Below are 14,177 nucleotides of genomic sequence, written 5' to 3'. Positions count from 1 at the left end.
CTTTCCGTCTTGCGCAGGACTGTAGAGCAGCAAACTTAACCCCCGCCCCCAGCCCCGGAGACCCTCCCGGAGGGACCGAAAAATTTTTTCAAAAAAGTTGTTGCGCGCCGGACAGACTTCTGTGTATACTAATCCCCGCAGCGCACGCGAGCGGAAACAAACGCGAACGCCTGCCTGGGGAGTTAGCTCAGTTTGGTTAGAGCGCCGGCCTGTCACGTCGGAGGTCGCGGGTTCGAGCCCCGTACTTCCCGCCAACGCAATTAAAGCCACGTCTTCGGACGTGGCTTTTTGCGTTTGATGCACTTTGTTTCGATAGAACGATCGCCCTGGCGCATCTTCGCCCAGAATCCCCGCCCCTTCGGGAACGCAAGTAAAATCTAATAAGCATATCTGTCTAAACAACAGCTTTGTTGCGCAACACCTGTTCAACGAGACAGGGGGGTTAGGTTATACTAAATTGCACTGTAGGCCGCATCTGATGCATTTCGCTCCAAGCGCGGCACTCAGTGGATATCCGATTTACCATTTGGATGTCCTAGCGGTCATTTAGCGTCTCGACACAAGCTCGGCCCCGGAGCTCGTTCGAGCTGTTCGTATTCCTTGAAAGGGGAAAAATGGACATATCGAGGAAGACTGATTACGCCCTTCGTATGCTGGCGATGCTTGCCGAGGATCCGGAGTGTTTGCTTTCTGTTCGCACCGCTGCCGAAGAGGTCAATGTCCCGTATTCGTTTGCCCGTTCGATTCAACACGGCTTGGTCCAGGCCGGTATTGTGGAGAGCCTGCGTGGCGTCCACGGTGGCATGCGTCTCAAGGTCAGTCCGGACGACGTCACCATTCGTCAGGTCGTCGAGGCCGTTCAGGGTCCTATGGTTATGAACGATTGCACCGCACCCGATGGCGACTGTGCGCGCATGGGCGCGTGCTGCTATCATCCCCTGTGGGCCGGAGCCCAGGCGTTGATGCGCGACTACCTCGATTCCGTTTCGCTCGGCGACATCGTCGCTCACCGCCAGTTCCCGGCCGTCGATCCCAAGTTCGCCGACCGCGAAGCGTTTCCCGAGTACGCCACCTGCGCGTGCGCTTGCCGGGAGGAATAGCGCCGCATAAGGAGCATAGCCATGATTCAGGACCCCTTTCGTTCGATGATTCGTTCGGAAGGGGTCCTGCGTTATCGCGACCTTCCGTGGCGCCGCACACGCGATCCGTACATCATTTGGCTTTCTGAGGTCATGCTGCAGCAAACGCAGGTGCCGCGCGTGGAGGCGCGCATGCCGGTGTGGCTCGATCGTTTTCCGACTGTGCAGGCGCTTGCCCAGGCCGCGCCTTCCGATGTTTTGGACGCTTGGCAGGGGATGGGCTACAACCGACGCGCTCTGGCGCTCCACAAGGCCGCCCAGCGCGTTATAGAGGACTGGGACGGGGAGTTTCCGCACGAGACACGTGACTTGGTCGCTCTTCCTGGTATTGGCCCGGCAACGGCGCAGGGTATCCGGTCGTTTGCGTTTGATCTTCCGGGCGTGTATCTGGAGACCAACGTGCGCACGGTCTTTCTGCATCACTTCTTTCCCGATATGCCGGCTGTTCCCGATCGCGAGCTGGTGCCGCTGATCCAAGCCGCCTGTCCGGCGGCCCCCGGTGCGGCGACCGACGAGATCGCTCCCTTTGCCGTGCCGCTCGATGATGCCGACACGCCGCGCGCGTGGTATTACGCGTTGCTGGATTACGGCGCATATCTAAAAAAGACGTTGCCCAATCCGTCCAGGCGCTCGGCGGGCTATAGCCGTCAATCAAAGTTTGAGGGCTCACGTCGCCAAAAGCGCGCGCATATCGTGCGTATGTTGCTGGCAGCGCGCGATGGCCAGCCGGCGGGGATTACGCTTGCTGATACCGTGGTGGGCGTTAACGAGATGGAAGCGGCAGCCGGTCGCGGGCCGGTCGAGTGCGACTTGATCGCGGGTATTCTAGCTGACCTGGAGCGTGAGGGCTTTTGCCGAGCCGAGGGCGATCGCTGGCTGAGCATTTAGCCCGTGCAAATCTGAAGAACAGGATTGTAAGGTTTAGATTTTCGGCAGGGGGTACCATAAAATAAGGCCGCTCAAAGCCTATGGGCGGCATGTATTGAAGGGAAGTACACCTATGGATTTTGAGAGCTCCCAAACCAAGAAGAACCTTGAGACCGCTTTTGCCGGTGAGTCCCAGGCGCACACCAAGTATCGCTACTATGCATCCAAGGCTAAAAAGGACGGTTACGTTCAGATCTCGAATATCTTTGCCGAGACGGCGGGTAACGAGTCCGAGCACGCCAAACTGTGGTTTAAATATCTGCACGACGGCGCCGTTCCGGGCACTCTGGACAACCTGCGCGACGCCGCCGCGGGCGAGAACTACGAGTGGACCACGATGTATGACGAGTTTGCCAAGACCGCCGAGGAGGAGGGTTTTGCCGAGATCGCCGAGAAGTTCCGTGGCGTCGCCGCCGTCGAGAAGGCCCACGAGGAGCGCTACAACAAGCTCGTCGAGCGCATTGAGTCGGGCGAGGTGTTTGAGCGCGAGGGCGTAAAGGTGTGGAAGTGCCTGAACTGCGGACATCTGCACGTTGGTGCCGAGGCACCTGAGGTGTGCCCGGTGTGTAACCACCCCAAGGCGTACTTTGAGGAGCAGGTGGTGAACTACTAGCGCTTGGCGCTGGCTGCTGCGGAGCGCAGGGCGGGGAAATACCTTTCCCTCTCGCTCACGGCTTCGCAGAGTCGCGCGAGGCAAAGGTATTTCCCCGCCTTGCGCTCCGGCGTTGGGTCGTCGCGTGCTCGATACAGAAAAACTGATAAAAAAGGTTGTGTGCCGCCCCTTTTTGGGGCGGCACGTTTTTGTGGGGTCCCGGTCTCCACAATTTTCGTCAAGCTATTGGTTAGATTTTGGTCAGTTGGCGTAAGGATGGAAGGCCAAAAGATTGTTGGCGAAAAAAGCTCAGAGAAAGTGCTGGTAGGGGAGTTGTTGAGCTTTTCGACAGCTTTTGAGCAAAAGAAACTATGTGGCTATTGCCGGCGATTGCGTTGTCGCGGTCATGGCGGTGCGGGATGCTGGTCGTAAGCGTCGAATGCTCCGATTTTGGAGGCCAGCATGGATCTGTTTCTTGAGACTCCGCAGCAACAAGCTGAGCGCATGCTGCGTCAGCAGCAACGACTCATGGAGATGCAAATGCAAGGGGCGGCAGTCCAGCCCTTTGCGCAAAATGTCGTGCCCGCTGCTGTACCTGCAGCTGTGCCCGGGTGTGAATCGGCACCAGAGGCCTATTCCGTACAGCAAGATTCATATGCGCAGGAGCTCGCGTTCGACAAGCGTCGTGCGCGTCGTCGCCGCGTGGGCCAGCGCCTGCGCATCTTGGCGATGATCGTGCTCATCCCGCTGGGGCTTGCGGCCATCTTTCTGGCGTCGTATGCCCTCACGTGCATCCTCAACGGCGCATCGCCCAACGAGGTGCTCCAACATCTAGCGGCCCTGGGCCAGCGCCTAGGTGACGTCATAACAACCATCCGCGCCGGCTGGGAGAGCTAGCGTTTTTAGCGCCCGCGGCTCTAAGAGAAATTTGTCTGCAAGGCAGTGAGTGATCCGTGTGTGTGGCGGGGTAAGATTGATCGCGGTTTTGATTGGTGCTCGATTGGGTTTGTTGGGCGGAGTTTATGTCTGCTATTGATATTGTGCTTGTTGTGATCGCCTTGGTGGCGGTGGGGGTTGCTGTGGCTTGCGCCCTCCAGCTCAAGAGCCTGCGTGCCGAGCTGCGGAAGCGTGGCGACAGTAGCGCGGAAACGCTGGCAGCGCTCGAGCAGGCCAACAGCACGCTCGACACCCTGAACGTCGCGTTGGCCGAAACCCGCCGCACGGCAAATGCCATCGCGCAGCAGCAGACGACCGACGCCGCCGTAGAGCAGCAGCGCTACCTGACCATTGCGCGCGAGTTCTCGCAGGCCGGCGACCGTATGGATGACCTGCGCCGCGAGACGGCCCAACAGCTTGGCGCCAACCGCGAAGGTATCGAGCATCGCCTGGACAAGGTGCGCGAGACGGTCGATGCCCAGCTGGGCGCCATCCGCAAGGACAACAGCGTGCAGCTCGATCAGATGCGCGCAACGGTGGACGAGAAACTCTCCCGCACGCTCAACGACCGCCTGTCTGCATCGTTTAAGCAGGTGAGCGACCAGCTCGAGGCCGTGTACAAGGGCCTGGGCGACATGCAGTCTATCGCCACCGGCGTGGGCGACCTTAAGCGCGTGCTGGGCAACGTCAAAGCGCGTGGCATTTTGGGCGAGGTGCAGCTGGGCGCGATCCTGGCGGACATCCTCACGCCCGACCAGTATCTGGAAAACGTCGCCACTAAGCCCGGCGCCTCGGAACGCGTTGAGTTTGCCGTCAAGCTGCCGGTGGACGAGGGCGACCCCGTGCTGTTGCCGATTGACTCCAAGTTTCCGGGCGACGCGTACGAGCACCTGCTCGACGCGCAAGAGTCGGGCGACGCGGAGGCCGTTGCCGCTGCGCGCAAGGCGCTCGATATGATGGTGAAGCGCGAGGCAAAGGACATCTGCGAAAAGTACCTGAGCGTACCCGCGACCACCAACTTTGGCATTATGTTCGTGCCGTTTGAGGGCCTGTATGCCGAGGTCGTCAGTCGCCCCGGGCTTATCGAGACCCTGGGCCGCGACTATCACGTCAACGTTGCCGGCCCCAGCACCATGGCCGCCATTCTCAACAGCCTGCAGATGAGCTACCAGACGTTTAGGCTGCAAAAACGTACCGACGACGTACTGCGCGTGCTCTCCGCCGTCAAGGCCGAGCTGCCGCGTTATCAGGCGGCGCTGCGCCGCGCCCAGCAGCAGATCGAGACCGCGGGCAAAACGGTCGAGGGCATCATCACCACGCGCACCAACGTCATGGAGCGCAAACTCAAGGACATCGACGCGCTGGAAGACGCGCGGGAGGCCGACGCGATTTTGGGCTTGGAGTCCGCAGACCTGCCCGCAGACCAAAAAGACGAGGACTAGCTGCATCTGACGGCGGGGCGCCGGCGCAAGCACGGCGCGGGCGCTTTTCGCATCGCGCTTGCCTGAAGTGCGCTTCAATGTGCAACAATGGCGTTTCGCCCTATCAGATGCGAAAGGAAGCCCATGTCTCAGAGAAGCACCAGTCCGCTCAGCCGCTCCACCGTGCGCCGCACGCTGCAGCGGTTTTGGGGTGTCACGCGCACACAGCCGCTGATTGTCTTTCTCTCGGTGCTCTCGTCGGCGGGCTACATCTTTTTGCTGACGTTTGCCAATACCTATGTGATGGCCCTCATTGTCGACCGCATTCAAGCCGGTCCCGTGGCGGGTGACCAGGTGTTTGAGGTCTTCGGCCCCTATATCCTGGCGCTCGTGCTCGTTAACCTGGTGGGTCAAATCCTCTCCAAGCTGCAGGACTACACCGTCTACAAGCTCGAGATTGCGGGCAACTATCACCTGGCGCGTCTGTGCTTCGACACGCTCTCCAACCAATCCATGACATTCCATACCAGCCGCTTTGGCGGATCGCTTGTGAGCCAGACAAGCCGTTTTATGAGCGGCTATACGGGTCTGGTGGACGTGACGGTGTATTCGCTCATTCCCACCATCACCTCGGTCATCTGCACGGTGGCGGCGCTCGCCCCGGTGGTGCCCGCATTTACCGTGATCCTGGTTGCCATCATGGTCGTCTACATTGCGTTTGTCTGGCTTATGTACAAACGCATCATGCCACTTTCGGCTGCGACGTCTGCTGCACAAAACAAGCTCTCGGGTGTCCTGTCTGACGCGGTCACGAACATCCTGGCCGTCAAGACCTGCGGGCGCGAGGACTTTGAGCGCGACCTGTTCGATACCGCCGATCGCGCCGCGCGCGACGCCGAGACGGTCTCGATGCACGCCATGATGCAGCGAAACTTTACGACCTCGGGCCTTATCGTCATCACCATGGCCGTGGTGAGTGTGTTCGTGGCGGGCGGCAATGCGTGGTTTGGCATCTCGGCCGGCTCGCTCGTCATGATCTTTACCTACACCTATAACCTCACCATGCGCCTGAACTACGTGAGTTCCATGATGCAGCGCATCAACCGCGCTTTGGGCGATGCGGCCGAGATGACGCGCGTGCTGGACGAGCCGCGTTTGGTGGCAGACGACCCGGACGCCCCTGAGCTCAAAGTGACCGAGGGCGGGATTGATTTTGAGCACCTGAGCTTTGCGTACCGTGACGCTGCGGCGGGCGAGAACGTGTTCGATGACCTGACACTTCATGTGGCGGCGGGCCAGCGCGTGGGCCTGGTGGGCAAATCGGGCTCGGGTAAGACGACGCTCACCAAGCTGCTGCTGCGTCTGGACGATGTTCAGGGCGGCCGCGTGCTCGTGGACGGTCAGGATGTCTCGCACTGCACGCAGCAGAGCCTGCGCCGCCAGGTTGCCTACGTGCCGCAGGAGGCGCTGCTGTTCCACCGCTCCATTCGAGAAAACATTGCCTACGGTCGTCCCAACGCCACTGATGAGCAGATTCGCGAGGCTGCGCGCCTGGCCAACGCCCTGGAGTTTATCGACCGCTTGCCTCGTGGCTTTGACACCATGGTGGGCGAGCGCGGCGTCAAGCTCTCGGGCGGCCAGCGTCAGCGCGTGGCCATCGCCCGCGCGATTCTCACCGACGCGCCGATTCTGGTGCTCGACGAGGCGACCTCTGCCCTGGACAGCGAGTCCGAGGCGCTGGTGCAGGAAGCTCTCGAGAACCTGATGCGCGGCCGCACCTCCATTGTGGTGGCGCATCGCCTGTCCACCGTGGCGGCGCTCGACCGCATCGTGGTACTGGCGGATGGCGAGATCGTCGAGGACGGCACGCATGTGCAGCTCGTCGAGGCGGGCGGCGAGTACGCGAACCTGTGGAGCCGTCAGACCGGCGCATTCTTGGAGGCGTAAACGTCTCGGACGTGGGACAATTGTGCCCATAAGTTTATTGTGCCGTTGAGCCGAGGAGTCGCTATGCCACGCGAGACCAATGCCGCCAAGCGCGAGCGCGCCATCGAGGTGTGTGAGCGCCTCAACCGTCGCTATGGCCCGGTCGAGTGCTTTTTGGACCACGAGAATCCCTTCCGCCTGCTGATCGCGGTGCTGCTTTCGGCGCAAACGACCGATGCGCAGGTCAACAAAGTGACGCCGCGGCTGTTTGCCCAGTGGCCCACGCCCGAGGCCATGGCCGGGGCGAGCGTAGCTGACGTGGCGGACACCATCAAGTCGCTCGGCTTCTACAAGAGCAAAGCCAAGCATGCCGTCGAGGCCGCGCAGATGATCGTCACCGACTATGACGGCGAGGTGCCGGCCGACATGAAGGAACTCGTGAAGCTGCCGGGCGTGGGACGCAAGACGGCGAACATCGTGCTCAACGTGGGGTACGGCATCGTGGAAGGCATCGCGGTGGATACGCACGTCAACCGCATTGCGCACCGCCTGATGCTGAGTCCCAAGACGCATGCCAAGGAACCGCTCAAGACCGAGCAGGATCTGCTTAAGATTTTGCCGCACGAGTATTGGGAGTCGGTCAACCATCAGTGGATCACCTTTGGTCGCGAGATCTGCGACGCCCGCAAACCCAAGTGTGACGAGTGTCCGCTGGCAGATTTGTGCCCCAGCGTGCGCGTAGCGGGGTAGGGCAGAACGCATCTCCGTCTGGCGTTTTTGTTGCGGGGCTGGGCGTACGCTTGAGCTGGAGTCCTCTCCATGCGCTACCATGACAGACAATGTATTTGACGTACGACCCGCCGAGCTTGCCCCGGCGGGCTTTTGGCGTTGCGATGCCGGAGGAACAGCATGCTCATTCACCGTATAGCCGCGCAGCTCTACACTGCCGAGGCCTTGCAGACCGTCGAGGCCGGACTCGATGCCGGCGAGGACGTGACGCTGGCCGTGTCGCAGTCGGGCCGTACGCTCATGGCGGCCGCCCAGTTTGCGCGCCGTCCGCGCCCCACGGTCTACATTGTGAGCGGCGAGGACGCGGCCGATCGTGCCGCCCGCAGCCTTGCCGCCTATGTGGGGCTGGCGCACGTGTGCCGCTTCCCCGAGCGCAAGGACTATCCGTGGCGCGAGCAGGCGCCCGACGACGTCGTGGTGGCGCAGCGCTGCGAGGCGCTCGGGCGCATCGTGCGCGGCGACAACTGCATTATGGTCGCCTCGGCCCGCGCACTGCTGCGCTGCGTGCCGCCGGTCGAGAGTCGCTACTGGGAGTCCACTACTTTTGCGGTGGGCGAGGAGATTCCCTTTGACGAGGTGCCGCAGTGTCTGGTGGGCATGGGCTACACCAATGCCGGCGCCGCCGACGCGCCCGGCCTGTTCCGTGTGCACGGCGACACCGTCGAGGTGTTTCCCGCGCAGGAAAAGGCGCCCGTGCGCATTGAATTTTTCGGCGACGAGATCGACCGCATCCGCCGCATGGTGGGTTCCACGGGCCAGACCATCGGCAACGAGGACAGCATCGAGATTTTCCCCTGTCGCGAGCTCGCACTCACCGACGACGCCGTCCACAACATGCATGTGGCGCTCTATCGTGCCAGCCAGGACGACAGCAAACTGGCGGCGCTGCTCGAGATGGTGGATGCGCGCATCGTCACGCCCGAGCTCGATCGCTTTTTGCCGGTGATGTACGGCCAGACCGTGAGCCCGCTGGCGCACGTGAGCGGCAAGGCGCTCGTGGTGCTGTCCGAGCCGCGCTCGCTGTTCGACGATTGCCTGCGTGCCTACGAGGATATCGAGGCACGTGCCGGCGAGGCGGGGGTCGACCGTCTGGACGGCCTGTACGTGCGTGCCCAGCAACTCGACTTTGGTGCCCAGCAGCGCCTTAACTACGTGAGCTTGATTCGTGCCGGCGGTGCGGTGACGGCAGAGCTCAAGATTGAGCAGCCGGCCATCGCAGGCTCGGACAATCGCTTTATGACGCGCATCCAGGAGGTCGTGGGCAAGCGCTATGCCTGCGTATTTGCCATCCCCGACCGCGGTGCGCGCGAGTCGATGGAGCTCACCTTTGGCGATGAGGGTATTACTTTTGAGGAGTCGCTGACGGCCGCGCCCGAAAACGCGGGCGCTATTGGCGACCGTGTGCGCGTGGCAGCGGCGGATTCTGCCGATCGTGCTGTCCGCCAGGATGCTCATGCTGCAATTCGCGAACGCAAGGCCGACGCGCTCAACGCCCGCTCGCTCGAGGCAGGTGCCGCCCAGGCTGCCGCCGGCGCCACCGTGCCCACCATCTCGCGCGGACGCGTGACCTTTGTCGATGCCGCCTTGCCGCAGGGCGTGGTGGTGCCCGATGCCAACCTGGCCGTGTTCTCGATCGCCGACCTCAACGCCCGCATGGACGCCAACCGCGCGCGCAGCCGCCGCAAGGTGGACATTACGCAGATCACGTTTCCGTTTAAGCCGGGCGACTACGTGGTGCACGCAACGCATGGCATCGCGCTCTTTAGCGAGATCGCGCGCCAGGAAGTGGGCGGCAAGGAGCGCGACTACTTTTTGCTGGAATATGCCGACGGCGACAAGCTCTACGTGCCGCTCGAGCAGGTTGACCGCATCACACGCTATGTTGGCCCCGACGGCGACAAGCCGCGCCTGACCAGGCTCAACACCGCCGACTGGACGCGCGCCACCAACAAGGCGCGCAAGAACGCCAAAAAGCTGGCGTTTGACCTGGTCGATCTGTATACGCGCCGCTCTTCGATTACCGGTATCGCTTGCCCGCCCGACACGCCCGAGCAGATCGAGATGGAGCAGAGCTTCCCCTACGACGAGACGCGCGACCAGCTGGAGGCTATCGCCGACATCAAGGCCGACATGGAGGCGCCCAAGCCCATGGACCGCCTGCTGTGCGGCGACGTGGGTTTCGGCAAGACCGAGGTCGCCCTGCGTGCGGCGTTTAAGTGTGTGGACTCCGGCCGTCAGGTCATGGTGCTCTGCCCCACGACCATTCTGGCCCAGCAGCACTACGAGACGTTCTTTGAGCGCTTTGCCCCGTTTGGCCTTGAGGTCGAGGTGCTCAGCCGCTTCCGCACGCCGGCGCAGCAAAAGCGCGCGCTCAAGGCGTTTGCCGAGGGCACGATCGACGTGCTCATCGGCACGCATCGTCTGCTTTCGGCCGATGTGAACCCCAAGAACCTGGGCCTGGTGATCATCGACGAGGAGCAGCGCTTTGGCGTGCAGCACAAGGAGCAGCTCAAGAACCTGCGCGAGCAGATTGACGTGCTCACGCTATCGGCCACGCCTATTCCGCGAACCATGCAGATGGCCACGAGCGGCGTGCGCGACATGAGCCTGATCACCACACCGCCGACCGGGCGTCGTCCCGTGATCGTGCACGTGGGGGAGTACGACCCCGATGTGGTGAGCGCGGCGATTCGCCTGGAGGTGGGTCGCGGCGGCCAGGTGTACTACGTGTCCAACCGCGTCAAGACCATCGACGACGCCGTGGCACGCGTGCACGAGGCCGCGCCCGAGGCACGCGTGGGCGTGGCGCACGGCAAGATGAGCCCGCGCGAGGTCGAGGACGTGATGATCGAGTTCGCGACCAAAAAGATCGACGTGCTCATCGCCACGACCATCGTGGAGAGCGGCATCGATAACGCGTGCGCCAACACGCTCATCATCGAGGATTCGCAGCGCCTGGGCCTGGCACAGCTCTACCAGCTCAAGGGCCGCGTGGGTCGCTCTGCCACGCAGGCCTACGCGTACTTTATGTTCCCGGGCGAGCTGCCGCTCACCGAGGAGGCCACGGCGCGCCTGACCGCACTTTCCGAGTTCCAGGACCTGGGCAGCGGCATGCGCATCGCCATGCGCGACCTGGAGATCCGCGGCGCCGGCTCGCTTATGGGCGCCGAGCAGCACGGTAACCTGTCGAGTGTGGGCTTTGACCTGTTTACGCAGATGCTGGGCCAGGCAGTGGCCGAGGCGCGCGGCGATGACGATGCCGGCGTCGAGGCGGCGAGCGTGGGCATTAACCTGCCGGCCGATTACTTCTTGTCCGAGGAGTACCTACCGGCGGTGGATCAGCGCGTGCTCGTGTACCGTAAGCTCGCGGCGGCCGAGGACCTGGAGAGCATCGATGAGGTGCAGGAAGAGACCGAGGCCGCGCATGGCGAGCTGCCGCTGGCGGGACTCAACCTGTTCAATCGCGCGCGCATCCGCATTCGCGGCGAGCGCCTGGGGCTCGAGAGCGTCACGCTCAGCGGCGGTCGCATCACGTTTTTGGGCGTCGACGTGCCCAAGAAGGTGGCCTTTGAGCTTAAGACCCGCTATGGCGCGGTGAACTTCCCCAAGAGCCGCAAGCTGTCGGTGCCCTACAAGGCGGGCGCCGGTGCGGGCAGCGGCCTGGGCCGCGGCCTCGACGCCAACGACGGCGCCGGCCCCGTGGCGGCCGCACTCATGCTGCTGCAGCAGCTGGGCGCCAGTGATGATGAATAACAGGTAAGCGGCGTGGCGGGACAAAGGTATCTTTGCTCCGCCACGTCGCAGGTTGAAAACCTCGCCCCATCGAAAGGAAGCTATGTTCGGGTACATCTACAAGAAAGACGCCGCTGCCATTGCGGTTGTCCTGTGCCTTTGTCTGGGCGTGGGCAGCTTCTTTGATTATCAGATCTCGAGCGCGCTGTTCAACATCGGCAGCATGTACGGTCGCTTTATCGAGGCCGCCGGCGAGCTGCCGTTCGAGCTGACGGCGAGCATCGCGGGCGTTATGCTCGTGCGCGCGGTGCGTCCCGACTCCAGGGGGAGCAAATGGCTCGCCGTGCTCGGTATCCTCGTTAACGTCGGCCTGGCCGGCTATGAAGTCATCTCGTCCCTGCGGGTCGGCGGCAAACTCGTCGCAGCTCAGTTGGTGCTGACGTTTGTGCTGGTCATCGCCGCCAATCTTATCGTCTATCGCCTCACGCGCACGACCGAGCCCAAAGAGCTCACGCGCTGGGCGTTGATGGTGCTTGCCGTGTGGGTCGCCCAGGCTATCATCCTCAACGTGATCATCAAGCCGCTGTGGTCGCGCCCGCGCATGCGCGTGATCGAGGTGACGCAGGGACTCGATTTTCAGCCGTGGTGGGTGATCGGCAACCCCGACAAATGGGCCTATATCGCCGCTGGCGTGATCAAGGACGGCTTTAAGTCGTTTGCGAGCGGACATACGGCACACGCGGCGATCGGCCTTATGCTCGCCGGGCTTCCCGCGGCGGCCTTTAAGGAAAAGCCGCCGCGCCGCCGCGTGGTCTTTTGGGTCGCCGCTGCGGTTGCGGCGCTCGTAGCCTTTGGTCGCATCGTGATCGGCGCGCACTTTTTGAGTGACGTGAGCTGCGGCTTTGCCCTGGTGCTGGCGCTCGAGTGCCTTGCAGCGCGCATTGCTTATCCGAGCGGCGTACAATAGCCCCATCTGAATCATCGGGCCCGTGCCCGGCTAGAGAGGATTACCATGCTCGCGTTTAACAATGACTATTCCCACGGCGCACATCCGGCAGTGCTGCAGGCGCTCGTCGACACTAATATGGAGCCGCAGCCCGGCTACGGCACCGATGCACACACCGAGCGTGCCAAGCAGCTTATCCGTGAGGCCTGCCAGGCGCCCGATGCCGACGTATTTTTCCTGGTAGGCGGCACGCAGGCCAACGCGACGGTGATCGACATGCTGCTCGCGCCCTACGAGGGCGTCGTTGCTGCCGAGACTGGCCACGTCGCCTGTCACGAGGCGGGTGCCATCGAGTTTGGCGGCCACAAGGTGCTCACCATCCCCGGCTACGAGGGCAAGATGCACGCCGAGGACCTCGAGAACTATATCCAGGTGTTCTACGAAAACGAGAGCTACGAACACACGGTGTTTCCGGGTGCCGTGTACGTGAGCCTATCGACCGAGTACGGCACGCTGTACTCCAAGGCCGAGCTCGCGGCGATTCATGCGGTGTGCCAGAAGCGCGAGATTCCGCTGTTTGTGGATGGCGCCCGCCTGGCCTATGCGCTGGCGGCCGATGAGTGCGACATTACCCTGCCCGAGCTGGCGCAGCTGTGTGACGTGTTCTACATTGGCGGCACCAAGTGCGGCGCGCTTTGCGGCGAGGCCGTGGTGTTTTGCGGCATGCACGCCCCGGCACATCCCATTCCGCGCATTAAGCAGCATGGCGCACTGCTCGCCAAGGGCCGCCTGACGGGTGTGCAGTTCGAGGCTCTTTTTACCGATGGCCTGTATTTTGAGATTGGTCGCCAGGCGATTGAGACCGCTCAGGCGCTGCGTCGTGTGCTGCACGAGCGCGGCTACCAGTTCTTCTTGGAGACGCCCACGAACCAGCAGTTCGTGATTCTGCCCAACGAGGATATGGCCCGCATTCGCGAGCATGCCTCGATCGAGTACTGGGAAAAGTACGATGAGACCCACACGGTGGTGCGCTTTTGCACCAGCTGGGCCACGACGCAGGAGGACATCGACGCGCTGGCGGCTGTCCTGTAGCCTGATGTAATGACGAGGGGCCGCCTTGCGCTGGGTTTGGCGCAGGGCGGCCTTTGCTTTTGGGGAGAAGAGTTGTATGACCGAGATGTCCGAGCCGACGATTCGCCTGGCGACGCCCGATGATGCGCCGGCGTTGCTTGCCATCTATGAGCCGTATGTGCGCCAGACGGCGATTACCTGCGAATACGAGGTGCCGAGCGTTGAGGAGTTCGCCGGGCGCATCGAACGCACGCTCAAGCGCTATCCGTATCTGGTGATGGAGCTGGGCGGGCGTCCGGTAGGCTATGCCTATGTGAGCGCGCTTAACAGCCGCGAGGCCTACGACTGGTCGGTCGAGACGTCGATCTACCTGGCACGCGATGTGCGCCACGGCGGGCTGGGCCGCAAGCTGCACGATGCGCTCAAGCAATGTCTGATCGCGATGGGCATCACCAACATGTGCGCCCTCATCGCCGTGCCGCACGACAAGGACGATGAGTATCTGACGCACAACAGTCAGGATTTCCATGCCCATATGGGCTACCGCCTGGTGGGCGCCTTTGACCGCTGCGCCCAAAAGTTCGGCCGCTGGTACGACATGTGTTGGATGGAGTTGGTCCTAGCCGAGCGCGTCCCTAACCAACCTAAGCCAACCTGGTTCCCCGACCTCCCCAAACCTACCATTTAGGGACAGGTTT

The 14,177-nt window shown here is 62.4% G+C and carries 11 protein-coding genes and 1 tRNA gene; all 12 read left to right on the top strand.

Translation table 11 applies throughout. The features are described 5' to 3' along the window. Positions 1-176: 176 nt before the first annotated feature. A tRNA-Asp gene (locus DWZ52_RS08180) sits at positions 177-254 on the top strand. A 360-nt stretch (positions 255-614) separates the two neighbouring features. Beyond that, on the top strand, positions 615-1,100 hold the full coding sequence (locus DWZ52_RS08175; RefSeq protein ID WP_117773298.1) for an Rrf2 family transcriptional regulator: 486 nt from the start codon (positions 615-617) through the stop codon (positions 1,098-1,100). 21 nt (positions 1,101-1,121) lie between these two features. Next, entirely contained in the window at positions 1,122-2,027 is a 906-nt protein-coding gene (locus DWZ52_RS08170; protein ID WP_117773296.1) for an adenine glycosylase, read from the top strand. A 112-nt stretch (positions 2,028-2,139) separates the two neighbouring features. Beyond that, positions 2,140-2,679: a rubrerythrin gene (gene rbr / locus DWZ52_RS08165; RefSeq protein ID WP_117646627.1), complete on the top strand. Its 540-nt coding sequence runs from the start codon at positions 2,140-2,142 to the stop codon at positions 2,677-2,679. Positions 2,680-3,120: 441 nt separating this feature from the next. Then, positions 3,121-3,555, top strand: coding sequence for a hypothetical protein (locus DWZ52_RS08160; protein WP_118385308.1), 435 nt, complete (start codon positions 3,121-3,123; stop codon positions 3,553-3,555). Positions 3,556-3,680: 125 nt separating this feature from the next. After that, positions 3,681-5,036 carry a DNA recombination protein RmuC gene (locus DWZ52_RS08155; RefSeq protein ID WP_118385307.1) on the top strand — a complete coding sequence of 452 codons (1,356 nt, stop codon included), beginning with the start codon at positions 3,681-3,683 and terminating at the stop codon, positions 5,034-5,036. Positions 5,037-5,159: 123 nt separating this feature from the next. Continuing rightward, entirely contained in the window at positions 5,160-6,962 is a 1,803-nt protein-coding gene (locus DWZ52_RS08150) for an ABC transporter ATP-binding protein (RefSeq protein ID WP_118385306.1), read from the top strand. Between the two features lie 63 nt (positions 6,963-7,025). Next, a complete protein-coding gene (gene nth / locus DWZ52_RS08145) occupies positions 7,026-7,691 on the top strand; it encodes an endonuclease III (protein WP_117765566.1) in 666 nt (221 codons plus the stop codon). Positions 7,692-7,850: 159 nt separating this feature from the next. Next, the gene (mfd, locus tag DWZ52_RS08140; protein ID WP_118385305.1) at positions 7,851-11,483 is read left to right on the top strand and encodes a transcription-repair coupling factor; all 3,633 of its coding nucleotides are present in this window, start codon (positions 7,851-7,853) and stop codon (positions 11,481-11,483) included. A gap of 82 nt (positions 11,484-11,565) precedes the next feature. Continuing rightward, positions 11,566-12,429: a phosphatase PAP2 family protein gene (locus DWZ52_RS08135; protein ID WP_118385304.1), complete on the top strand. Its 864-nt coding sequence runs from the start codon at positions 11,566-11,568 to the stop codon at positions 12,427-12,429. A gap of 45 nt (positions 12,430-12,474) precedes the next feature. After that, positions 12,475-13,500, top strand: a complete 1,026-nt coding sequence (locus DWZ52_RS08130; RefSeq protein ID WP_118271027.1) for a low specificity L-threonine aldolase — start codon at positions 12,475-12,477, stop codon at positions 13,498-13,500. Between the two features lie 76 nt (positions 13,501-13,576). Further along, positions 13,577-14,167 (top strand): GNAT family N-acetyltransferase, encoded by a 591-nt coding sequence (locus DWZ52_RS08125; protein WP_118385303.1) that lies wholly within the window; start codon positions 13,577-13,579, stop codon positions 14,165-14,167. The last annotated feature ends 10 nt before the right edge of the window (positions 14,168-14,177 follow it).

The organism is Collinsella sp. AF33-16, assembly GCF_003475325.1.
Taxonomy (GTDB): Bacteria; Actinomycetota; Coriobacteriia; order Coriobacteriales; family Coriobacteriaceae; genus Collinsella.
Note: the sequence above shows the minus strand (reverse complement) of the source record. Positions and strands in the feature narration are given on the sequence as shown.

Excerpts from the sequence above, each read along its gene's own strand:
- DWZ52_RS08175 (WP_117773298.1), top strand. The coding sequence starts at position 615 with ATGGACATATCGAGGAAGACTGATTACGCCCTTCGTATGCTGGCGATG.
- DWZ52_RS08170 (WP_117773296.1), top strand. The coding sequence starts at position 1,122 with ATGATTCAGGACCCCTTTCGTTCGATGATTCGTTCGGAAGGGGTCCTG.
- rbr (WP_117646627.1), top strand. The coding sequence starts at position 2,140 with ATGGATTTTGAGAGCTCCCAAACCAAGAAGAACCTTGAGACCGCTTTT.
- DWZ52_RS08160 (WP_118385308.1), top strand. The coding sequence starts at position 3,121 with ATGGATCTGTTTCTTGAGACTCCGCAGCAACAAGCTGAGCGCATGCTG.
- DWZ52_RS08155 (WP_118385307.1), top strand. The coding sequence starts at position 3,681 with ATGTCTGCTATTGATATTGTGCTTGTTGTGATCGCCTTGGTGGCGGTG.
- DWZ52_RS08150 (WP_118385306.1), top strand. The coding sequence starts at position 5,160 with ATGTCTCAGAGAAGCACCAGTCCGCTCAGCCGCTCCACCGTGCGCCGC.
- nth (WP_117765566.1), top strand. The coding sequence starts at position 7,026 with ATGCCACGCGAGACCAATGCCGCCAAGCGCGAGCGCGCCATCGAGGTG.
- mfd (WP_118385305.1), top strand. The coding sequence starts at position 7,851 with ATGCTCATTCACCGTATAGCCGCGCAGCTCTACACTGCCGAGGCCTTG.
- DWZ52_RS08135 (WP_118385304.1), top strand. The coding sequence starts at position 11,566 with ATGTTCGGGTACATCTACAAGAAAGACGCCGCTGCCATTGCGGTTGTC.
- DWZ52_RS08130 (WP_118271027.1), top strand. The coding sequence starts at position 12,475 with ATGCTCGCGTTTAACAATGACTATTCCCACGGCGCACATCCGGCAGTG.
- DWZ52_RS08125 (WP_118385303.1), top strand. The coding sequence starts at position 13,577 with ATGACCGAGATGTCCGAGCCGACGATTCGCCTGGCGACGCCCGATGAT.